This window comes from Kitasatospora sp. NPDC029312, from assembly GCF_055569215.1.
Map to the genome: position 1 here is coordinate 124,826 of NZ_JBVHXY010000008.1, position 22,951 is coordinate 147,776.

A 22,951-nucleotide genomic window follows, 5' to 3' on the forward strand; every position below is an offset into this window, starting at 1 on the left:
TCGATCTCCTCGAGCAGTTGAACCTCTTCGCTAGTCTGATTTTAGATACCGGAGAGGTTATCGCCAGGCGAGTAGAATCGATCCATGACGCCGGACCCGACAGCGCCGGCGGGGGCCTGTCACGATGACTTCGCCGCCGAGCTCAACCATCGCCCACGCAAAACGCTCGGCTGGGAAACCCCAGCCGAGCGCCTGCATAACCGGTCAAAGCTTGATCAATTAGCCCTGCGCTGCAACAACCCCTGGGAAACTTCCGATATCCGACAGGGCTCGAGTTCGAACCACTCTCCGACCACAGTCCCAGAGGGTTCCCCGCGAGGGAAATTTGGTTGTCGATCTCACATCGAAACCCGGAAAAGACTGTTATCCAGCTCGCCATCAACCATCACCGGCGAGGATAGATTTTCTCGCAGGCAGTTGACAATCTGGGATGCATAGATGAGAGCCCCTGGTGAGATGACGGGCTGCCTATCAAAAACTGAAAGGCGAATATTTCCCGGGGTGACCCCCACCAGGGCGGCGATTCCAGAAAATCCGGCACCGGGGGCGGGGAGACCCATCCTAGAGAGGTCAACAGACTCGGACAGTGACACATCCCAGCTAAAGGAGAACCAATCACCCACCTTGAGCGGGTCGGGGATCCGACTAGTCGAAACCCTTTCAGGGTATCCTTCTTCCTTCATTTGGCCGATCCAATCTATCCCACTGGAATAATGTGCGGCCAGGTGGCATGTTGATTAATGGCCTCAAATGCCTCGGGCGAGAATATCGACTGCGTCGGCTTCTCTAGATTAACCAAGTGACCCCTACTTTCCAGGTCTTGTACGACAGACTTTGGAAGTCGGCAAATCAGCACGCACACGTCACCTTTCGCCGCATGTCGACTTCCCCAATAGGCGGCCGTTTCAACTGCAGCCGCGCGATCTGCCTGGTCAACTCGAATGGCATAGAAACTTCCAGGGGCCTTCGAATAGACAGAATTCGCGACATTGGCACCCGAGTCGAGGCCCCTTGCTGCAATGTTGCGAGCTGACTCAATGGTTGTCCCATGCGCGAAGTCAACGGTCTCACCACAGTTGTCGTTGTGAACGAGGACCGGCGTGGCCCCTGCGAGCACATAGTACGTGTGGAGGTCGGCGACAGTGAGGTCGTATGCGGTCCGAGAGCTGGTGTCGTAGTTCCGCACTATCAAGACGGTGAGGGTTCGGCCGTCTGCGGTGCGGACTTCATCCCCGGCGTGGAGTTCCGAGGCATTGGTCCAGCGCTTGGTGGTTTCGTCCCAGAAGGGGTGATGCTGGGTGCTGGTGAGGTTCTCCGACTTTCCGGGTGCGCTGGTGGAGTCGGCGGTCTGCAGGGTCAGGTCGGTGAAGTGCTCGTCGTCCGGAGTGCGGATCGTGCGGGTGACGGGTTTGGGCTCGGTCTTCCCCGTTATCGGGTCCGTCGCCTGGACCCGGTCGCCGGCCTGAATGGTCTCGATGGCTTGAGATGTGCCATCTGCCAGGAGGACGTGAGTACCCGGCGGGAAGCTGTGTGCGGCGCCTGCCAGAAGACTGGTGATATCACACGCCACGTTAGATGTGGCGCTCGCTTCTTGTTCGACCTTCTCGGCTGCGTTGGTGGCCTTTTCTGCCTTTCCTGCGAGGCCTGCTGCCTTTGCGGCTACGCGCTCGCCGGGGATGAGGCCGGCGAGGTTCTGGGCGGCGCTCAGGTAGTTGCCGTCATAGGCGTCCATGACGCCGGACCCGACAGCGCCGACGGCGCTCACCGCTGGGATGTACTGGAGCGTGTCAAAGAGCTCGTGAACGCTGTCCTTGACTGTTCCGCCGCGGTAGATGATGAAGATGTGGTTGCTGACGTAGTTGGGGTGGTCCTTCGTACCGCTCCAGTGGTTCCAGTAGGCCTCGGTCCAGGATCCGTCGCGTTCGAGTTTGAACGTTTCGTTGGTGACGTTGCCCTTGTCGTCGGCGCAGGTTCCGAATCCTCCGCAGACGCCGTCGGGGCGAAGGCCGCTGGGGTCGCTGAGGTTGACAGGGTTGTTGTTGCTGTAGGCGTAGCCGTTCCACTGTTGGGGGTCGGCTTCGTCGAGGAGGGGGTCGGGGCTGATGAAGCGTCCGCGGGCGGGGTCGTATTGGCGGGCGCCGAGGTTGGTGAGGCCGGTGGTGTCGTCCTTGCTGCCGCCGACGAAGCCCTTGGTGCCGGCCCAGGCGGAGGCGTCGGGCTGGGTGCCGCGGGGGTTGCCGAAGGGGTCGGTGGGGCGGCGGGTGACGGTCTGGTTGAGGTTGGTGTTGATCTGGACGCCGTTGGTGCCATGTGGGTCGGCGGCCTGGATCAGGACGGTGCCTCCGCCGATGGCGGCGGTGACGCGGGTGAAGGTCAGGCCGCCGGGGGCGGCGATGGATCGGACGTTGCTCAGCGAGCCGTTGGGAACCGAGGTGTCGAGGGTGAGCTCGTCGGTGGGCAGGTTGAGCGTGGTCTTTCCGGGGTTGCGCCGGATGAGCTGGTTGCCGTCGGCGTCGTAGAGGTAGGTGGTGGCGCTGGACTGGCCGGTCTTGGTGAGGGAATCGAGCTTGTCCTCGCCGTTCCAGGTCAGGGTGGTGGTGCCGCTGGTGTCGGTGATGGAGGTGGTGCGGCCCTTGGCGTCGTACTGATAGGTGACGGCCTTGGTGCCTGCCCGGCCTGTGGTGGTGGAGGTGAGCAGGGCGTGGGGTCCGCCGGTGCCTCCGCCGGTGTTGGGGGCGGTGGTGGGGGTGTTGGTGGTCTTGGCGGCTCCGAAGGTCTGGGTGGCAGTGGTGTCGTTGAGGCTGTTGCCGGTGATGTCGTGCTGGACGTATCCGATGCGGTTGCCGGTGGCGTCGTAGGTGTAAGTGTTCCAGTAGGGTTCGGGGCCGCCGACGGTGCGCCCGCTGGGGCTTACGGTTGCCGGGGCGTCCTTGTTGGTGCAGCCGCCGATGCCGGGCACGCTGGTCGAGCTGCCGGTTCCGTGGACGGTGCCGGAGGAATCGGTCCAGTCGGCGACCGTGGTGGCGGGGCCGGTGTCGGTCCAGGCTCCCGTCAGCCGGTTGAGGTGGTCATAGGTGAAGCACTGGGTGTCGGTTGCCGAGGCGTCCTGGATGTTGGTGACCGACGTGATGCGGCCGGACGGGGTGTAGGTGTAGCTGGTCTGGTCGACCGCAGTGGTTCCGACCTGGCGGTCGATGAACGAGTTGATGACCCGCCCAGTGGCCCAGTCGTACTGCTGGGTCGAGACGACCTGCGTGCCGTAGTCACCTGCCGTCGTGCGGATGGGGCGCGCGAGCGCGTCGTAGTCGACCTGCATGACCACGGTCTGGTCGAGGCTGGCAGCGGAGAACAGGAGTCCGGTGTTGCTGTTGGCGTAAGTGACCGACTCGGCAGGAAGCCCGCCGGCGGCCGGGATGTTGGTCTTCGTCAGAGCACCGAGAACCGAGCTGTAGGAATTGGTTGTGGTGTAGGTGCCGGCGAGGGCGCCCTCCTGGGACGGAATCGTGATGGAGGTACCGAGAGGCCGGTACGCGGTGTCGTAGCCGGTGACGGCCTTGGTGTAGGCCGCGCCGTTCGCGCCGCCGACGTATCGGGTGGAGGATGTGGGTTGGCCCTTGACGAGGGTGTCGTAGGTCCAGGACGCAAGCTGGTTCGCGGGTGCGATGCTGCCGTTGTACGTGCCGGTCTTTCGGCCGAGCAGGTCGTATGTGTAGGCGAGGGTGCTGCCCTTGGCGTCGGTGGTGTGGTCGATGCGTGAGTTGACGTCGTAGGAGGTCTGGGTCACGCCGGTGTCCGGGTCGGACACGGAGACCTGTCGGCCGCGCAGGTCGTAGGTGTAGTTCCAGGTGTTGCCGCTGCTGTCGGTGCGACCGGCGGTCTGACCGGCGGGCGTGTACGCGTACGTGGTGACGTCCGCGTCGGCGATATTGCCCGTGGCGGTCGGCGTGCGGTACTGCCAGCGGGCCGTTGTGCGGCCCCGGGCGTCGGTCACGGTTGAGGTGGGCGTTGCGCCGTTGGGTGGGGTCACATCGGTGCGGTCCGCCCCCGGGTAGGCGGTAGTGGTGGCCCACTGGATGTTGCCGTTCGAGCGGAACTCCGAACGCACGACACGTCCGTTGCCGTCGTAGGTGTTCCAGGTTTGGCCCGGAACCTGTCCGTCGGCCACGGGCATGAAGATCGAGTTGGTGGGGAACGAGCTCTTCTCGTAGTACGGGGCGGAGGTCTTGATGACCCAGCCGTGTGTGTCGTAGACGGTGTCGGTGATCAGTCGCCCGTTGGGGCGGGCGTCGCTGGTTCGCTGGGTTTGCCTGGGGCGGCCCAGGCCGTCGTAGAGGTCGATGTTCGCCGAGTAGGTGTTCGCTCCGTCATTGAGGGATTCGGTCTTGACGGTGGACGGCCCTGCGGTGCCTCTGAGGGCGTAGGTGAACTTCTTGCTCGCCAGGTCTGTGGTCGGGCGATCTGGTGCCCACACGGCGGTGAGGCGGCCGAGGGCGTCGTACTGGGAGGTGGTGACGCGGCCGTTGACGTCGGTGCTGGTCAGCACGGATCCGCGAGCCGGGTCCTGCGTGGTCGTCGTGGTCCAGCCCGCTCCCTTGGGCCCGGTGGTTTGCACCTGGGTCGGGAGCGCACCGGAAGTGGGCGTGAAAGCGATCTTGGTCACTGCGGGCGTGACCGACGGGCCGCTGACCTGCTTGCCGGCGGCGTCGTACATGGAGCCGTCGGTGGTCGCCGTCGTCAGGCTTCGGCCGTAGGCGTCGAAGGTCGCGCTACCGATCTGCACGTAGACGGGATTGCCGGACTGGTCGAAGTGATCAAGTGTCTGGGAACTGGTCGGCTCGCCGGTCACGCCCGCGTGGCCGAAGGACCGGCCGTCGTAGATCGTCCGGCCTGCGGACAGCGTGCTGGTGGATATGGCAGTGCCAGAGCATGCCCCCTGGAAGGTGGTCTTCTGCGAGACGAGCGTGAGCAGCTGCGGATTATCGCTGGCCGCGTAGCTGGTCGTGGTGCAGATCTCGGGGGTTGCGGCGGTGCCGTCGCCCTTGTCGTCGACCTTGATGACACGGTTGCCGTTGGCCGGTTCAGTGGTCGTGACCCCCGTGGTCGTCCGCCATGTTCCGTCGGCGAGCTTGGCCTTGGTGATCGCGGTGGTTTCGGAGTCCGCGTACCAAGCGAAGATCTGCGACGCACCGGCGCTCTGGGCGTGGGTCGCGGACTTCTGCTGCCCGTTGTAAGTACTGCCGGATGTCGCCGTGACTGTGCCGCTGGCCTGGTCGAAGGTCTCGGTGGCGACGACGCGGCCGTTCAGTTGGTTGCTGTCGATGACGGTGCCGCCGAGAGGGCTTGGAACTTGGACGCTGCGCTTGGTCGTGCCGTCGGCGAGGTAGTCGCCGTCCATGCCGCGCAGGTAGGTGACCTTCTGCTGGGTCTTGGGGGCTTCGCCGGGGTCGGCGTTGCCGGTGGTGGTGGTCACCGACTGGTAGCCGCGGAAGTCATCCCAGGTGCGGGTCTTGGGGTCGGTGAACTCAGCGTCGTTTCGGTGCCAGGCAGCCCCGCCGTTGTAGGTGTACTCGGTGATCTTGGAGATGGCAGGGGTGCTGACGAGGTCCTGCTCGACGACGGTCTTGACGAGGGGCTTGTCGAACCAGTCGTTGACCGGGTCCTTGGAGGACTGGTCTGGTAGGTACCACTTGACGGGCATGCAGGCCATCGTGTTGCCGTCCTCGGAGGCCGGCATGTGGTTGTTGACCCGGGAACACTCGGGGTCGGCGTAGATGACATTGATCCGGCCGCCCATCTCGGTCGTGATGCTCTGGATGCGCGGGCGCATGAACATCGGCGATGCCGGGACGAGGCCGTCGATGCGGTTGGCCCGCATCTTGTACTGGAACTGCACCGGGGGCAGATCCTTGATCTCCGCCTGGCCGTTGCTCGGAACGTGCTGGACGGAGTCGAGCTGCAGGAGGCGCTTGGTGCCATCGCCCGGGTCGGCGAGCTCCTGGTTGAGGTTCCAGGTGTCAACGGTGCGGTAGGCGTTGTTGACCAGGGCCTGGGTGCTGATCGTGGTCAGGCGCTTGGTGGTGAAGAACGTCGGTGCGGAGACGGTGCAGGTGCTGTCGGTGCAGATCTGGTCAACCGGCGTATCCGGCCACGCGTTCGGGGTACCGGCTCGCTTGGCCTCGGAGCAGTCGTTGGACGCGTCAGGTATGCAGCGTTCGGCGACGGTGAAGAGGACCCTGGCCGCCGGGTTCGCGCCGCCCTTGGCCGCCTTCTGGTCATCCAGGCGCTGGCCGTAAGCGATCTCCTTGAGGTAGCCAGAGCGCTGATAGTCGGTGAGGGCGCCGTTGCCGTTGCTCTGGGCGTTGCCGCGCTTGTACTTGTTGCCTTCGGCAGCGTACTTGTAGGTGGTCAGGTTGCCGTGCGGGTCGACGACGTAGTCGAGCTGCCAGCGCCAGGCCATCTGGCACCACGAGCTGTTTCCGCTGCCGGCGTTGTAGCAGGGGTCGCCGCTGTTGGGCGAGTACACCGGCACGGTCAGGACCGAGTTCGCGGCCGGGTCGCTGCCGTCGCCGCCCGGCAGGTGGTTGAGGCCGAAGTAGTACTGGATGCCATCAGGCGTGGTGATCCGCCAGTACTCCATGCCCTGGTAGTCGATGTCACCCGCGGCCTTCGGGGCGCCGGTGAGCTGCTCGACCTTGGTGCCGTCGTCGCTAGAGAGGTGCCAGGTCCCGGTCGCGTCATCGCGCACGATCGTGCCGGAGTGGCCTGCGAGGGAGAGAGTGGCGTTCTGTCCGCCCCAGCACTGGTCTGCGGAGCCGGTGATGCCGGCCTTGTCGCAGCCGCGGTAGGAGCGTTCGATGAAGCCAGGCTCGTAGCCCCAGCCGTCACCGATCCACGAGGGCTGCGCGTTCGTGGCGGACGTCTTGCCGTCCACGTCCGCGGAGTTGTAGCTCAGCGCCACAGCGGGTGCCGCGTTGCCGAGGGCGGGCGGCACCTGGATCGGGTAGCTGTAGGTGAAGTTGCCAGCGTTGGAGCCCGAGGTCCAGGCCGACGACGGGGACATGGGAGAAGCGGTGTAGGTGCCCAGTGCGCCGGAAGGTGAGGGCGCCGCGGAGAGCACGAGTGATCCCGTGCTGCTGCTGGTACTGGCGGTGGTCACGGTCTGTGCGGGCGCTGCTGTCGTGGTGAAGGAGGCCTTCACGGCACCCGTCTGCCCCTGTCGGGGAGTTGCCGCGGGCGGCAGGGTGACATCCGCTGTGATCTCCCCGTGCCCGTCGACCTTCGCCGCCATAGGGGTCTGGGTCCGGCACTCCGGCAGGTCCGGTGTGGTCAGTGCACAAGACGGCAGAGCGACAAGGGAGGCTCGGTCGGACCATCCCGCCGCCTGCAGCGCCTTCAGGTCCAGGGTGACGCTCGCCGCGCGTCCCCCGCTGCTGGCGGGTGCCTCAGCATCGGTCAGGGCGATGAGCGGGCCGGTGACTCCGGCGGCCTTGCCCTTGTCCTGCCCGGTCACCTGAAGCGTGACCGTGTGCGCGCTTTCTGCCTTGCCGGCGCCGGGTGCAACGCGGACGGCGAGTGCTCCAGCCTTGGTGCCGGTTGCACCGCCGGACACCGGCGATGCTCCTCCGGTCGCCTTGCGCGCGGCCTCGGCCTCGGCCTCGGCGCTGTCGGCCCCGACGGTCACCGTCGCTGTGCCCGTCGTCAACGGCGCCGCCGGTTCGGGCGTCCAGGCGGGGGTCTTGGCCGCCGGGAGAGGCGCCGGCTGAACGTCGTGTCCCTTGACCGAGGTGGTCCCGTCACCAAGCGGTGTGTTCGGAGGAGTCCAAACCTTCCCCTTCTGGGCGGGGAAGGTCACCGCCATCGCCGGCGGCACGCTCACCCCGGTCATCGTCAGGGCGACCATCGCCGCCACGGCAGGCGACCGCCATCGGCCTCCTGCTGGTCTCCCAGCCCGCTTACGGGCAGGCCAAACCATCGTCACGCCTCCTCATGAGTTATCGACAGAACGTCAAATAGGCGCGTCTGCGCCATGATTGATGTGACGATAAGTGAAGGGTCGGACACGTCGCCAGAGCGTTCGATCGCCGCGTGTGAGATGTTTATTAAGTCTTGATGTTGAGATCTGGCGCGTATACGGACATGTCCACGCAAGGCGGTAACGGGTTTGACCGATCTACAGGTCAGGCCACATCGTTCCCATCCGAACGCAGATACGCGGCAGTGTCTGCCGACCGGGAGGGAGCACACAAGATCCATGTCCACCACAACACAGACAATTGCGAACATGCCGCCGCCACCATCGATACGCAAGCGCGTCACCCGCATGACCGCGCTCGGAACGGGCTGTCTGGTGAGCCTGGGCCTGCTCGCCGCGCCTTCAGCAGTGGCTGCCGATTCCCCGGCCGCACCCAGTCACGGGCCGGTCGGCGGAGTTGCTCCACTGGTTCCGTCCGCACCCGCCCCGGCCCACACGCCCCTGCAGCAGGCAATGCTGGACGCGATCGCCAAGGCGAAGTCCACAGGCAAGCCGGTCGTCATCGACGCCCTTACCGACGTGGCGACCAAGACCGTCGCCAACCCAGACGGCACGCTGACGACCACGACCAACGCCCAGCCCGTCCGCGTGAAGCGGGACAGCGGCTGGGCCGACCTCGACCCCACTCTCCGCCAGAACCCCGACGGCAGCGTCAGCCCCGCCGTCGCAAGCACGGCGCTGACGCTGTCCGGCGGCGGAAACGGCCCGATGGCCACCCTCGCGACCACCGATGGCAAGCAGCTGTCCGTCGGCGCCCCGTTCTCACTGTCCAAGCCGGCTCTGAACGGCGACACGGCCACGTACACGAACGTGCTGCCCGACGTCGACCTCCAGGTCACCGCCCTGCCAGTCGGCGGGTGGCGCGACGTGATCGTCGTACGGACAGCGAAAGCGGCAGCCAACCCGGCGCTGAAGACCCTGCGCTTCCCGATCACCTCCCAGGGGCTGACCGTCTCCTCCGACGCCAACGGCAGTATCAACGTCAAGGACGACAAGGGCAGCCTGCGCTTCCGATCGCCCGCCCCACTCCAGTGGGACTCCTCCAACCCCTCAACATCTCCGGCCAGCGCCCCCGCCTCCGCCAAGGCGGCGTCCTTCTCTGCGGCGGCACCGGCCTCCGACACAACTCCCTCGCCAGCTGCGACTGGTAGCCCGTCAACAGCCGAGGCACCCGGGGACGGCGCGAACGTCGCCAGGATCGGCAGCAACATCACGGCAGGGGCGATCGAGCTGACGCCCGATCCCCAAGCCCTCGGCTCCGGAACCGGCCCGTGGTACCTCGACCCGTCCCTGGTCGCCGCCACCAGCTCGACCCAGGGCTCGGTGGAGGTCCAGGAGAACTACAAGACGGCGGAGAACTTCAACAAGAAGAACAATCTGGCCACCGGCTACTGCGGCTACCACAGCAGCGACCCCAACCTCGACTGCGGCAGTGAGGGCCGCCAGCGCGCCTACTTCCAGTTCGGCATCAACCCGGCGCTCTACACCAAGCCCAGTGGCGCCGAGAGCCCGCCGACCATCTTCAGCTCCACCCTCAACGCCCAGGTCACCGGCGCGTCCAGCCCGGGGACGAACACTCCGCTGGTGGTGTACTCGGCTCCCAAGCCCATCTACGAGCACACCAGCTGGAACGACCAGCCCTGCGGCACCAACGGCAGCATCGTCATGGAGAACTGCCCGTCGGTCAACGGCCAGTGGATCACCGGCACCGGCCCGCTGGCCATCGACGTGACCGACATCATGAAGCAGGCAATCGCCGGCCAGTGGCCCTGGTGGACCGCCGCCATCGCCCCACAGGGCAACGAATGGGACAAGACGTACCGCCACCAGATCGCCAACAACCCGTACATCACCACCACCTACGACATCACCCCGACCGTCTGGTGGGCTCGCACCACGCCCACCCCGGGGTTCGCGGGCAACAACACCACGGCCGCGTGCACCAGCGGCGGCGCCCACCCCTGGGACAACCCCGGCTGGGTCGGCAACAACCAGGAGATCTACCTCACGGCCAACAGCTACTCCCCCGCCGGACAGCCGCTCTACACCGGCTACCACATGTGGGACGACAACGACCCCAACTTCAGCGCGGTTCCAGGAGCATGGGGCGGGAGCTACAACGACCCCGGCCCGACCGTGAGCGTGGGATCGCTGTCGGACGGCCACCAGTACGGCTGGACCGCCCGCGCCACCGACAACACCCTCACTTCACCCATGACCGGGTGGTGCTACTTCCGAGTCGACAAGACCAACCCTCGCGTCAGCATCAGTTCGACCGACTTCCCGCCGTCGGGAACCCCCAACCCCAGCTCGGCCAAGTACATGAACGACCAGGGCACCTTCACCATCAACGCCGATGACCCCGCTCCCGGTCCGGGCCTTCAGGCCTCCGGTGTTGCCTGCGTGCGGGTGAGCACCGACCCGACCCCGGTCGTCGGCTGGAAGTGCGGCCAGGACGGCACACAGGCGCCGGGCACGCCGTACACCTACCAGCCACGCCGGTGGGGCACCAACACCCTCTACGCCTGGGCCATGGACAACGCCGGCAACTACAGCCAGGCCGCCATCTACAACTTCTACGTTCCGTGGAAGCCTGGCACCCAGCCGCTGTTCGGAGACGTCACCAACGACCAGCAGCCGGACATCCTCCTCGCCGACAAGAACGGCGACCTGCGGATCATCGGCGGCAACACCGACCCGACGAGTTCCCTGGCTGCTCCTGCCTCAGCCGCGCCCGGCAACCGCGAATACGGCACGACGTGGGCAGATTTCCAGATCAGCCACCACGGCGCCCTCACGGTCGGCCAGCCGGTCGACCAGCTCATCGTCCACTACAACAAGGACACCGTGCCCGCGCTGAAGCGCACACTGTTCGTGGTGACCAATGACGGCACCGGGCGCTTCGACACATTCCCCCCTTTGACGCCTGACCGACCCGCTTGCACGACCTACGGCACCGATGCGTCCTGCGGCACCGACTACAACGCCCAGGACTGGAGCAACGTCTCCCAGGCGATCGCCTTCGGCACCCCAAAGGGCGAAGCCGTCGGACCCAGGGCAGGCGACCCGACGAAGACCGTCTTCACCACCCAGACCTCCGTCATGACCCTGGAGAACGACAAGCTCTACGTCTTCAACCCCGCCGGAAACGCCTTCGGCAGCGCAACACTCATCCCCACCGCCTCAGGCAGCTGGAATGACCTCGAACTCATCAACCCGGGTGCGGCCAACGGGCCCACGACCAATCCCGTCACCAAAACTGCCAAGAACCAGGCGACGCTCTGGGCACGCAACCGCGTCAACGGCAATATCTACGCCTACGCCCTCGGCTGGAACGCCGACGGCACCGTCGACTACTCCGCCCTCACCAAGCCGGACGCCGGCACACCGATCCTGACCGATGCCAACTGGACCAGTGCGGCCCAGCCGCTGGTCGGCGCCGCCGACCTCAACAACGACGGCTCCCCCGACCTCTGGGCCATCAACACCAGCAATGCCATCACCGTCTTCCCGGCCAAGAGCAGCACCAACACGACGAACAAGGTCGACGGCTTCAGCGACTGGCAGTTCCTCGGCTACTCCGACGCCAGTGTTTCACTGCACCCGAACCTGGTCTCCTGGCAATGCATGGACGCCTGGGGAGGCCCCCGGGACGGTGCGCCACTGGCCATCGGCAGCTGCTGGAACACCGTAAACCAGCGGTTCAACCTCAGCACTGACGGCACCATCCGGGCCGGCTCCTACTGCGTCTCCACCGTCGCCGACGCCAACACCAACGGCACCCAGCTCACCCTCGCCACTTGCGATGGAAGGCCCACCCAGAAGTGGTCCGCACGACCGGACGGCCGCATCATCAACCAGACCACCATCACCGGTGGCGACCCCAACACCGGCCGCTGCATCGAGCTGAACAACTCCCGCACCGAACAGGGCACCCGCCTCGACGTCTGGGACTGCCCCGGCCTCTTCGACAACAGCCGCTGGACCCTCCAAGCCGAACGAACCCCGTGACCGGTCAGCCGCCCCGAAGGGGAAACTGACGCGACTCCCGCATGGCGGGGCTTCGAGCATTCCGGAGCCCCGCCCTGCACATTCAAGCCGGGTGGTCCAGCTGCCTCGATGCCGCCCCCGGCACCACCTTCGCCCTCACTCCGGAAGAAGCCTAGGAACACCTCTACGGCCGCTTCCCCAGCATGGAGTCCTGGCTCAAGCATGCCTTGGTGAGTGACAAGGACTACGTCGGCTTCGACGTGGAGGTCGACGGCGGCGTGCGGCAGTGCGGCCGCTTCAAGGGCGGCCAGCTGATCCTTCACCCCTGGGCGCCCACCGTGTAGGCGGACACGATCTCCTGACTACTCGTTCTCCTGCCAGCGGACGCCATGACGGTCTCGATGGTCGTCTCGAACCCGGACGACGTCCCGGCCGTCCCGCCCAGCTACAGCGTCCGGGAGATCGAAGAGCTGCTGCTGTCGCTGTTCGACCTGGATTGTCTGCCCGGACCCAGCAGCCGGCCCACACCTGCTGGCCGACGGAACTACCCCGGCCAGCAGCGTAGCCAGCGCTCTCGCCGGGCCGCCGACATCGGTGCCGTCCTGGAATGGTCCGTGTTCGAGCGGAGCTGGTGAACTGCGACGTTCTCCGGCCAGCACGTCAGGCAGACGGCAACACTGCCCTGTGTAAAGACCACGGAAACGCTGCGGTTTGTTGGTGGCAGTCTTCTTGGTGAGCTTGGCGAGTACTTCCTTGCGGGTCATGCCGTAGACGCGGACTCGCTTGCAGGCGTCGCCGGGGGTGAGGAGGTAGCCTGCGGCTTCCCAGCGGCCGCCCTTGCGCTGGTAGACGGTGCCGTTGGCTCGACTGCGGCGGGAGGTGGGGATACCGCGGGGTGGGGTCATTCAAGCGGGTCTCTACCGACCGTGAGTGGGGCGCGCGGTACTGAGCCGCCACCAACATGGGTGGCCGACGAGAGCAGTAGTCCTCGTCGGTCACCCATGTTGGTGCTGGTCAGGCCTGTGGCAGCGTCAGCCGGAAGCGGAAGGGCGAAACTGTGGCATGCTGAGCGCCCGAACGCGATTCCATTTGGCATTGCCTCGTTTCGAATTGCTGGCTTCATCCTGTGGCCGTTCGGGCGGACGACCGTGGAGCGGCGGGACGCCGGGGCCGCGTCGTGTGTCGGCAATGTGATCTGGCTGGTGTTCGCGGGGTGGTGGCTGGCCCTCGCGCACCTGGTGACCAGCATTCCGCTGTTCCTGTCGATCATCGGCATCCCGTTCGGGTGGGCCAACCTCAAGATGATCCCGATCTCGCTGACGCCGCTCGGCCGCGAGATCATCTCCACCGACCAGCCCTGGGGCGGGCGGTAGTTCACTGAACACCGGCGGCCGGCGGGGCGCCCCCCCCGCCGGCCGTCAGCCGGTCACAGGCCGAGGATGCCGACGGCCATCTCGCGCATCTCGACCTTGCGGATCTTGCCGGTCACGGTCATCGGGAACTCGTCGACCACGTGCACGTAGCGCGGGATCTTGACGTGGGCGAGCCGCCCGGTGCAGTAGGCGCGGACGGCCTCGGCGGTGAGCGCCTCGGCGCCCTCCCGCATGCGGATCCAGGCCATCAGCTCCTCGCCGTACTTGGGGTCGGGGACGCCGATCACCTGGACGTCGAGGATGTCCGGGTGGGTGTGGAGGAACTCCTCGATCTCGCGCGGGTAGAGGTTCTCCCCGCCGCGGATCACCATGTCCTTGATCCGCCCGGTGATGGCCAGGTAGCCGTCCTCGTCCATCACCGCGAGGTCCCCGGTGTGCATCCAGCGGGCGGCGTCGACGGCCTCGGCGGTGCGCTCGGGCTCGTTCCAGTAGCCGAGCATGACGGAGTAGCCGCGGGTGCAGAGCTCGCCGGGCTCGCCGCGCGGGACGGTGCGGCCGGTGGCCGGGTCGACCACCTTGAGCTCCAGGTGCGGGCCGACCCGGCCGACCGTGGCGACCCGGCGTTCGACCGGATCGTCGGTGCGGGTCTGGGCGGAGACCGGCGAGGTCTCGGTCATGCCGTAGCAGATGGACACCTCGGCCATGCCCATCCGGTCGATGACCTCCTTCATGACCTCGCTGGGGCAGGGCGAGCCGGCCATGATGCCGGTGCGCAGGCTGCTGAGGTCGTGGCGGGCGAAGTCCGGGTCGGCGAGTTCGGCGATGAACATGGTCGGCACGCCGTACAGCGAGGTGCAGCGTTCGGCGGCGACGGCGGCCAGGGTGGCGCCGGGTTCGAAGGAGGGGGCGGGGATGACCATGCAGGCGCCGTGCGAGGTGGCGGCGAGGTTGCCCATCACCATGCCGAAGCAGTGGTAGAAGGGCACCGGGATGCAGATCCGGTCCTGTTCGGTGTAGTCGAGCAGCTCGCCGACGAAGTAGCCGTTGTTGAGGATGTTGTGGTGCGAGAGGGTCGCGCCCTTGGGGAAGCCGGTGGTGCCCGAGGTGTACTGGATGTTGATCGGGTCGTCGGGGGACAGCTCGCCCCGGCGTTCGGCGAACCGGGCTTGGAGGGCCGGGTCGGCCGCCCGCCCGGCGGCCAGCAGGGCGTCCCACGCGGGGCTGCCGAGCAGCACCACCCGCTCCAACTCCCGGCAGTTGGGCCGTACTTCCGCGATCATTGCGGCGTACTCGGAGGTCTTGAAGCGTTCCGCCGCGACCAGCAGCCGGATCCCGGCCTGGTTCAGCACGTACGCCAACTCGTGAGCCCGATAAGCCGGGTTGACGGTGACCAGGATCGCGCCGAGCTTGGCGGTGGCGTACTGGGTGAGCGTCCACTCGGCGCAGTTGGGTGCCCAGATGCCGACCCGGTCGCCCTTGGCGATGCCGAGTTCCAGCAGGCCGATCGCCAGCGCGTCCACGTCGGCGGCTAGTTGGGCGTACGTCCAGCGGCGGGCGGTGGGGCGGTCGACCAGGGCGTCGCGGTCGGGGAAGGCGCGCACCGCGCGGTCGAGGTTCTCCCCGATGGTGTCGCCGAGCAGCGGGACGTCCGTGGTGCCGGAGGCGTAGCTGCGCGGGGCGGGGGTGGTCGGCACGGGCTGGCTCCTGGGTGCGGCGGTGCGGGACAGGGACCATGGTCGCGGTCCCGGCCCCGCGCCGCCACCCCCGAACGGGGGTACGGACACGGCACCGGGGCCGTCCGCCGGCTGCGACGGACGGCCCCGGTGCTGCTGTCACCCGTTGATGCAGATGTTGCCGAAGGCCGGGTTGATGAGCCCGATCACGTCGATCGAGTTGCCGCAGACGTTGGCCTCGAGGTTGATCGGGACCTGGATCAGGTTGCCGGACAGGATGCCCGGCGAGTTGGCGGCGATGCCGTTGGCGGTGGCGTCGCCGGCCGCGGCGGTCCCGGCGCCGGCGAGTACCGTCACCGCGGCGAGTGCGGTGGCGGCGAGGGTGGTGCGAATACGCATTGCGTCACTCCTTGTGAGGGTGGCGAACAGTCGGTGTGACGATCACACTCGCACCGATCGAACTGGACGGCAGTCCGGGAGCGCCCGAATTGGTCACTCAGAGGGCGTGTCGCGTCACTCGGCGTCCGGCGCGGGCCCGGCGGCTCCGACTACGCTCAGTGATTCCAGCAGCTCCCGGGCGGGTTCGAGCCCGGGTTCGGCCGCCACCGCACGGTGCAGCAACCCGAGCGCGAGGGCACTGTCCCCGGCCGCCAGGGCGTCCAGCGCCCGGTTGTAATCGATCCGACCGGAGTAACGCAGGCGGAACAGCGCGGACAGGTCCTCCCGGCAGGACGGGCAGCCCAGCGCCTGCCGGTCCGCCGGAACCTTGCACAGCGGGCACAGCACGTCGAGGGGGGTCACGAGGCTCATCGCGGACCGGCCTCCTCCGGGCGCACCGGGCCGAGCGACTCGGCGGCCGGCTCACTGCCGAGCTCCCGCTGCGCCTGCGCGTACAGGGCCAGCAGGTTCGACATGTGGGTGTTGACCGCCTCCATGTTGGGCGCCTCCACCGCCTCGTCCAGCCCCCGCAGCTCCGCCATGATCCGCTGGGCCAGCGCCGGCGAGACCATGCTCTGGTTGACGTAGACGTTGCACATGGTGAGCATCCGGAAGGTGTGGCCGAGCGAGTCGCACAGCTCGTCCGCCTTCTGGGCCGCGCGCATCGCGCCCTCCCAGTCCGCCGCCTCCCGGCGCAGCCGCAGCTCGGCGGCCACCGAGCGCAGCCGGTCGAGGTCGCTCGGGTCCAGGTGCTTCTCGCAGTAGTGGATGAACAGGCTCAGGTACGCCTCCGAGCCGCGCACCCAGCGCTGGGCCTTCAGCTGGCGCTGCGCCCGCTCGAGCGCCTCGTCCACCGACTGGCCGCGGGTCTGCCCGGCCGCCAGGTCGTCCAGGGCGTCCATCAGCCGCTGCGCCTCGCGCATCTCGGCCTCGGTGAGCTCGCCGCCCCAGCGGTCGGTGAAGGACTCGATCTGCCGCTGCTGCTCCTCGACCTGCACCTTCAGCTCGGGGTCGAGGGTGACCCGCTCCAGCTTGACGGTCTTCTCCCCGCCACCCTGGATCCGCACCGACAGGGTGATGGTGCGGTCCCGGTCCAGGCCGAAGGACACCTCCACCGGCGTACGGCCGCCGAGCCCCTCGGGCAGCCGCAGGGTGAGGTGGCCGATCAGCTCGTTCTGCTGGGCGATCTCGTGCTCGCCCTCGTAGACCGCGACCTCCAGCCGCTGGCGGCCGCTGCCGGAGACCACGAACTCCCGACTGACCGGCGAACTGGTCGGGTAGCTGGTGTTCTTGGGGATGATGACGGCGAGCCGGCCGTCGTTCAGCTCGATGCCGAGGTTCTTCGGGGTGATGTCGAAGGGGTTGGTGACCTGCATCAACTCACCGCAGTTCGTGCAGACTTCACTGCCTGGTGCGTTGACCGTCGCGCAGGCGGCGCAGCGCAGACCGACGTCCTCGGCGGCGGTGGAGGCCACCTTGGTCTGCCCGGGGGCGGCCGAGTTGAGCGCCTCGCCGCACAGTTCGCAGGCGGTGACGCCGGGGGCGGCGGGGGTGCCGCAGCGCGGGCAGTTGTCGCTGCGCACCACGGTGGCGGCCTGCGACTGCCTCGGGATGGCCGTACCGCCCGACGTGGCCGAACCGGCCGTGTCCTGACCGCACTTGGGGCAGTCGGCGGCCGCGGCGTCCACCGGGATGTGGCAGGTCGGGCAGGACACCCGGTCGCCGCCGAGCAGGGAGGTGGCGCAGTTGGCGCAGTTGGAGGCGGAGAGGTCCCCGGGGGCCCGGCATTCCGGGCACTCGACCTCGCCGACCAGCGCGGACTGCACGGCCGCACCGAGCGCCACGCACTGCATCGGGTTGACGCCGCGCTTGATCCGGTGGTTGCCGAACACCTCGCCGAGCCGCCGGGCGACCAGCGGGATCGACGTCGAGCCGCCGACCAGCACGACCTCGTCGATGTCCCCGACGGTCAGGTTGGCTTGCATGATGGCCTTGTGGGTCAGCTCGATGGTCCGCTCGATCTGGGCCTCGATCAGCTCCTCGAAGCGGCTGCGCTCGAACTCCGTCTCCAGCACCAGCTGTCCGGCGCCCAGGCCCGGCAGGATGACCTCGGAGGACTGCTGGTTGGACAGCTCGATCTTGACGGTCTCGGCGGTGGAGGCGATCTTCGGGCGGTCGCGCAGGTCGGGCTGGTAGTCCGAGCCGTACTCCTCGCGGATGTCCTCCAGCAGCGCGGTGGCGATCGCGCGGTCGAAGTCGTCGCCGCCGAGCAGGTTGTCGCCCTCGATGCCGAGCACCGAGACCGAGCCGGGCACCAGCAGCAGGATGGAGATGTCGAAGGTGCCGCCGCCGAGGTCGTAGACCAGGACGGTCCGGCCCTCCTCGCTCGCGTCCCCGGCCAGCCCGTACGCGAGCGCGGCGGCGGTCGGCTCGTTGATGATCCGCAGGACGTGCAGGCCGGCCATTCGGCCCGCTTCCTGGGTCGCCGCGACCTGCCGCTCGCCGAAGTACGCGGGGACGGTGATGACGGCCCGGTGGAACGGTTCGCCGAGGCGCTGCTCGGCGTCCTCCTTGAGCCGGTGCAGGATGATCGCGGAGATCTCGATCGGGGTGTAGGAGCGGCCGTTGAACCAGACGTTGACGTCGCCGTCGGTGCCCGCGGTGACCTTGTAGTCGACCTCCTTGAGGGCCGCCTGCACCTGCGGGTCCTTGAACTTGCGGCCCATGAAGCGCTTGACCGAGCGGATCACGTTGGCGCCGTCGATGGCGGTGCGGCTGCGCGCGGTGGAGCCCACCAGCAGCTCGCCCTTGCGGCCGCTGCCGACCACGGAGGGCGTGGCCTCCTGGTTCTGCCGGTTGAAGATGATCTCCGGCTCGCCCCGGCGCAGGTGGGCCACCACCGAGTTGGTGGTGCCCAGGTCGATGCCGAGTGTGCGGTACATGTCGTTCCCCTCTTGCCCCTCGTGGTCCTGGCTACTTCTTGTGCTTGCCGCGCTTGCCCTGCCTGCCCGCGGCCTTGGCCTGCCGACGGACCCGGGGCGGGACCGGCCGGGCCGCGGTTCCGAGGGGCTGGGGCTCCCCGGCCTGCGGCTCCTCGGCCGGCCGCTCGTCCGGCGACGGCTCCTCGCGCGACGGCTCCTCGCTCGACGGGCCTTCGTCCGTCGGCTCCTCCCGCTCGGGCTCCACGGGTGCGGGCGCCGTGAGCCGGGGATCCTCGACCGTCGGCAGCGCCGACTCCGGTGCGGCGACCACCACTTGGGCCCGCCGCAGCACCTCCTGCTCCCAGAAGAACCCGGTCACCACCGTCTGCACCACCGTCTCCGGCGCGACCCCGGGCCGTACCTCGGTGCCGACGATCTCGGTCAGCGCCGGGTCCGCCGCCAGGCCCTCCAGCCGCATCGGCCGCACCCCGGCCTTGGCGAGCCGGCCGAGCAGCCGCCGGCGGGTGGCCTCGATGCCCGCGCCGCGCCCGAGCGCCACGAGTTCGCGGTCCAGGCCGAGCGCGGCGAGTGCGTCGTCCACCTCGACCAGCACGCCCAGCAGTTCACGCTGCTCGGCCCGGGCGGCCTGCTTCTGCTCCGTCAGTTTGCTGCCCAGCAGTGAGGCACGGAAGAGCAGTTGGCCGAACTTGGCCTCCAGGTCGACGGACTCGACGCCCGGCGGGACTTCCAGCCGCTGGTGGCCGTCGAGCAGGGATGCGGTCGGTGCGTCGGTCATTCGGGGACCTCGATCTGCGGCAGCACGGACAGGTCGGCCGCGTAGCGGGCGGGGACGGGCGGTTCGGGATCGGTTCCGGCGGGCGGGGGTTCGGCGAAGTCGGCGGCCAACTCGGCGCGGTGCAGGGCGAGAAGGGCCGAGGCGGGTGGCAGCGGCGGCCGCTCGATCACCAGCAGGGGTTCGGCGAGCGCGGGCGCGAGCAGTTCGGCGGCCTGGTCGACGGGCTCCGGCGGGAGGGGCTGCTGGAGGTCCACTTCGAGCCGCCGGTCCGGGTTGCGCAGCAGCGCGGCGGCGTCCTGGATCTGCTGACGGGTGAACCGGCCCGCCTTCAGCGCCTTTCCGACCGAGAGGTTGATTTCGCGCACCCCGGCCGTGAGCGGGATGCCCAGGACTTCGTACGGCGACGGTTCGTGCAGTGGCATGGCGGGCGGCCCCTCTCCTCACGGCTGGACACTCACGGCTGGCTGCTGACGGCTCGGCAGTCACGGCCGGGCAGTCGCGGCTGGGCGGTCACGGCTGGGCAGTCACGGCTGGGCGGTCACGGTTCCACTCACTCGGCTCCGCTCACGGGGCGGACGGCCGGGCGAGGACCGCCCGGCGTACGGACTACGACGACGCCGGCCGCTGCCCGGTTGCCGATCAGCGCAGCATGTTGATGCGCGCCTGGAGGGCACGCAGTTCGGCGTCGCCCGGGTTGTGCTCGACGGCCTGGCGGACCAGGTTCCGGGCGTCCCGGTACTGGCGGGCGTTGGCCCGGGCGACGGCGTAGGAGCTGTAGACGATGCCGAGTTCGACGTGCAGCTTCGCGGTGTCCTCCGGGGTGCGGGAGAGTCCGAGCGCCTCCTCCAGCAGGCGGATCGCCTCGGTGTAGCGGCGCCCGTCGTAGTGGCCGATCGCCTCGCCGCGCCAGACGCTGACCATCAGTCGGCGGATGTCGGTCGAGTCGTCGTAGGACTTGGCCTTCTGCAGCATCGCGGCCTGGGCGGTGAACGGGCTGTCCGCCATGTTGTCGAGGACGTGGTTGGCGAGCAGCACGGCGACCCGGCGCGGGGCCTCGGCCGCGACGTCGCCGTCCCAGTCGGGGTCGGCGCGCAGGGCCTCGGCCATGTGGGCGACGGCGCCGGTGCGGTCGTCGGCGAAGGCGGCGGCGCGGGCCAGCCGGCGCTGCACGAAGGCGAGGCCGTGGCGGTGGTCCGGGTCGTCGCTGAGGTCGATCAGCAGCCGCCACATCCCGGCGGCCTCCTCCAGGTCCGCGACCGGGGCGTCGGGCCGGCTGAGTTCACCGGCCCGGTTGCCGAGGGCGGCCTTCAGGAAGTGCCGGGCGGTCGGGTCGCCGGGGACGAGGTCGAGGCTCTTCTGCAGCAGGTCGATGGCGCGCGCGTAGTCCTTCTCCTCGTTGTTGATCTTGCGGGCCCACTGGGCGTAGGTGGCGCCGAGGTCGCCGCGCACCTCGCGGTCGTCCGGGGCCAGCGCGTAGGCCCTCTCCAGCAGGGCGGCGGCTCCGGGCTGGTCGTCGTCGCTGCTCTTGAGCAGGGCGCGGGCGGCCCGGACGCCGGACTCGGCGGCGATCCTGGCCGCGTCGGCGGGCAGTTCGGCGCCGGGGACGGCCCGGGCGCGGGTGAGGCAGTCCAGGGCCTCGCGCCAGTCCTGGTGGCGGTGGTGTTCGCGGGCCTGGCTGATCAGGGCCTCGCCGAGCAGCGCCTGCCAGCCCTCGCCGCGCTCGTGCTCGGGCACCGCGTCCAGGGCGGCGACGGCGGCGGCCTGACGGCCCTGGAGGTTCAGGTAGCGCTGCGGGCCGAGCTCGCCGAACAGGCCGAGGGCGCGGGTGAGCGCGGGCGCGTCGGGCCCGGCGGGGCGCCGCCAGGCCCGGACGGCCTGGTCGAACGCGACTCCCCAGGAGGCGAGTTCGGGCTCGGCGCGGAGCAGCCGGTCGAGGGTGGGGCCGACGGCGAGGCGGCGGGCGGGTCGGCCGGGCAGGGTGATCCGGACGTCCTCGTGGGCGAGGGCGTCGGCGGCGTGGGTTTCGATGCCGAGGCGCAGCGTCCAGGCGGTGACCTCGTCACCGCTGCGTCCGGCGGCACGGTCGAGGGCGCGCAGGTCCTCCCGGAGGCGGTCGGTGAGCGCGGTGCGGGCGGTGGCCATCCGCTGCGGTTCGACCGGGCGGCCGGTGATCCGCGCGGACTCGGCCCACAGCTCCTCCTGGTGGAGGGCGGCGACCAGGCAGCCGAGCGTCCAGGCCCAGACCTGCTCGTCGGGCTCCGCGGTTGCGCCGAGGTTGCCGGCCGGAGGGCCGTCGACGGCGGCGGGGCTGCCGACGCCGGCCGCGAGCCGGTAGCCGCAGAGGCTGAGCGCGTGCAGCAGCCGGGGGTGGGCCGGGTCCTTGAGCAGCAGGGCTCGGTACGCCCCGTAGGCCTCGCGGTGGCGGCCCTCGACGGCGTGCTGGTGGGCCTCGTGTTCGCCGAGCAGCACCAGCGCGCCGGCCGCCTGCGGGTGGCCGGGCGTGAGCGCGAGGGCCTGGCGCAGGTCGGCGGCGGCGCGTCCGGGCTGTTCGGCGGCGAGGGCGGCGCCGGCCCGGCGGACCAGGACGGCGGAGCGGGTGGTGCCGGCGTCCTCCGGGAGGTCGGCCAACGCCTCGTCCAGGCGGCCGAGTTCGGCGCGCAGCAGGGCGAGGTCGAGTCGCAGCGGCGCGGCGGCGGCGCTGTCGCCGAGGGCCTCGGCCCAGGCGGCGAGGACGGGTTCGGCCTGTTCGGGGGTGCCGGCCCGGCGGGCGCAGTCCAGGACGGCGCGCAGGGCCGGGCCGGAGCAGCGGACGCAGCGCGCGGGGGCGGCGACACCGGCGGGGGCGTGCAGGTGGTCGGTGCAGGCCTCGCGGCCGCAGCCGCCGCAACCGCCGGTGGCGGGGCGGGCGCAGACGGCGCAGTCACCGAGGGGTTCGGCCGGGGCCGGCGGTGCACCGGGCGAGGTCAGGAAGTGGCGGTACCAGTCCAGGGCAGTGGCCCAGTTGCCGGCGCGTTCGGCGAGCAGGGCGCGCAGCCGGGCGAGTGCCGGGTCCCCGGCCGGGTCTGGGTCGAGCGGGGCGAGCAGCGCGATGGTCTGGACGGGACGGCCCGCGAGCAGCGCCACCGCCGCCAGGTGGTAGCGGTCGCGCTGTCCGGCGGTGGCGTCGAGCAGCGCGGTGACCTGCTCGGGGGCGCCGTCGGCGAGGGCGAGGGCGGCCCGCAGCCGGGACTGCCGGCGGGTGAGGGCGCCGGGCAGGGTGTCGGCGAGGGCGAGGGCGGCGGCGGCCCGCCCGCGTGTCTCGGGCTGGTCCCGGCCGGTGGCGAGCAGGTGGGCGGCCTCTCGCAGGGCGGCCTCCCGCAGCGCGGCGCGGTAGCCGGGGGCGGCGGGGTGCTCGGCGGCGGCCCGCTGCCAGAGTTCGCGGGCGGCGACCGGGTCGACGGCCAGTCGGGTGCGGGCGAGCCGGTCGCGGGCCAGGGCCTGGCGGCCGTGCAGTTCGGGGTCGTCCAACGGCTCCCAGCGGGCGAGGGCGCCGGCCTGGTCGTCGGTGCGGGCGAGGGCGAGACCGTGGTGGAAGGCGGCGATCCGGCTCCAGCGGGAGCCGGGTTCGGTGTCGGCCTCGGCGCGCAGGATGGGCTCGGCCTCGGCGGGCCGGCCGGCGGCGGTCAGGGCGGCGCCGAGTCGGACGCGGGCGGGGCGCCAGTCGGGGGCCTGGCCGAGGCCGGACCGGT

The 22,951-nt window shown here is 69.4% G+C and carries 12 protein-coding genes and 1 pseudogene; 3 read left to right on the forward strand and 10 right to left on the reverse strand.

Going from position 1 to position 22,951, the window contains the following annotated elements; all coding sequences use genetic code 11:
• Positions 1 to 338 precede the first annotated feature (338 nt).
• Together ACZ4WV_RS09810 and ACZ4WV_RS09815 are read right to left on the reverse strand one after the other, a co-directional pair.
• Positions 339 to 683 (reverse strand): hypothetical protein, encoded by a 345-nt coding sequence (locus tag ACZ4WV_RS09810; protein WP_465744759.1) that lies wholly within the window; start codon positions 681 to 683, stop codon positions 339 to 341.
• A 14-nt stretch (positions 684 to 697) separates the two neighbouring features.
• The gene (locus ACZ4WV_RS09815) at positions 698 to 7,900 is read right to left on the reverse strand and encodes a polymorphic toxin-type HINT domain-containing protein (protein ID WP_465744610.1); all 7,203 of its coding nucleotides are present in this window, start codon (positions 7,898 to 7,900) and stop codon (positions 698 to 700) included.
• Positions 7,901 to 8,485: 585 nt separating this feature from the next.
• On the opposite strand from ACZ4WV_RS09815, the gene ACZ4WV_RS09820 reads away from it, so the two are divergent.
• On the forward strand, positions 8,486 to 12,043 hold the full coding sequence (locus tag ACZ4WV_RS09820; protein WP_465744612.1) for a ricin-type beta-trefoil lectin domain protein: 3,558 nt from the start codon (positions 8,486 to 8,488) through the stop codon (positions 12,041 to 12,043).
• Positions 12,044 to 12,423: 380 nt separating this feature from the next.
• The gene (locus tag ACZ4WV_RS09825) at positions 12,424 to 12,657 is read left to right on the forward strand and encodes a hypothetical protein (protein ID WP_465744761.1); all 234 of its coding nucleotides are present in this window, start codon (positions 12,424 to 12,426) and stop codon (positions 12,655 to 12,657) included.
• Here ACZ4WV_RS09825 and ACZ4WV_RS09830 read toward each other — a convergent pair.
• Positions 12,618 to 12,927, reverse strand: a pseudogene (locus ACZ4WV_RS09830) (site-specific integrase); the annotation flags it as partial. The gene ACZ4WV_RS09825 and the pseudogene ACZ4WV_RS09830 sit on opposite strands and share 40 nt — an antisense overlap.
• A gap of 96 nt (positions 12,928 to 13,023) precedes the next feature.
• Here ACZ4WV_RS09830 and ACZ4WV_RS09835 point away from each other — a divergent pair.
• The gene (locus ACZ4WV_RS09835) at positions 13,024 to 13,395 is read left to right on the forward strand and encodes a YccF domain-containing protein (protein WP_465744614.1); all 372 of its coding nucleotides are present in this window, start codon (positions 13,024 to 13,026) and stop codon (positions 13,393 to 13,395) included.
• 53 nt (positions 13,396 to 13,448) lie between these two features.
• Here the strand turns inward: ACZ4WV_RS09835 and ACZ4WV_RS09840 are convergent, their stop codons facing one another.
• The 7 genes from ACZ4WV_RS09840 to ACZ4WV_RS09870 form a co-directional block, all read right to left on the reverse strand.
• On the reverse strand, positions 13,449 to 15,089 hold the full coding sequence (locus ACZ4WV_RS09840; protein ID WP_465744616.1) for an AMP-binding protein: 1,641 nt from the start codon (positions 15,087 to 15,089) through the stop codon (positions 13,449 to 13,451).
• A gap of 138 nt (positions 15,090 to 15,227) precedes the next feature.
• On the reverse strand, positions 15,228 to 15,467 hold the full coding sequence (locus tag ACZ4WV_RS09845) for a chaplin (RefSeq protein WP_465744618.1): 240 nt from the start codon (positions 15,465 to 15,467) through the stop codon (positions 15,228 to 15,230).
• Positions 15,468 to 15,581: 114 nt separating this feature from the next.
• Positions 15,582 to 15,878: a hypothetical protein gene (locus tag ACZ4WV_RS09850; RefSeq protein WP_465744619.1), complete on the reverse strand. Its 297-nt coding sequence runs from the start codon at positions 15,876 to 15,878 to the stop codon at positions 15,582 to 15,584.
• Complete coding sequence (locus ACZ4WV_RS09855; RefSeq protein ID WP_465744621.1) at positions 15,875 to 18,448, reverse strand: Hsp70 family protein; 2,574 nt, start codon at positions 18,446 to 18,448, stop codon at positions 15,875 to 15,877. Before ACZ4WV_RS09855 ends, ACZ4WV_RS09850 begins: the two co-directional genes overlap by 4 nt.
• Positions 18,449 to 18,479: 31 nt before the next feature.
• On the reverse strand, positions 18,480 to 19,223 hold the full coding sequence (locus ACZ4WV_RS09860) for a nucleotide exchange factor GrpE (RefSeq protein WP_465744623.1): 744 nt from the start codon (positions 19,221 to 19,223) through the stop codon (positions 18,480 to 18,482).
• On the reverse strand, positions 19,220 to 19,645 hold the full coding sequence (locus ACZ4WV_RS09865) for a hypothetical protein (protein ID WP_465744625.1): 426 nt from the start codon (positions 19,643 to 19,645) through the stop codon (positions 19,220 to 19,222). The genes ACZ4WV_RS09860 and ACZ4WV_RS09865 overlap by 4 nt, the downstream gene beginning before the upstream one ends.
• A gap of 217 nt (positions 19,646 to 19,862) precedes the next feature.
• Complete coding sequence (locus tag ACZ4WV_RS09870) at positions 19,863 to 22,730, reverse strand: hypothetical protein (RefSeq protein ID WP_465744627.1); 2,868 nt, start codon at positions 22,728 to 22,730, stop codon at positions 19,863 to 19,865.
• Between the last annotated feature and the right edge of the window lie 221 nt (positions 22,731 to 22,951).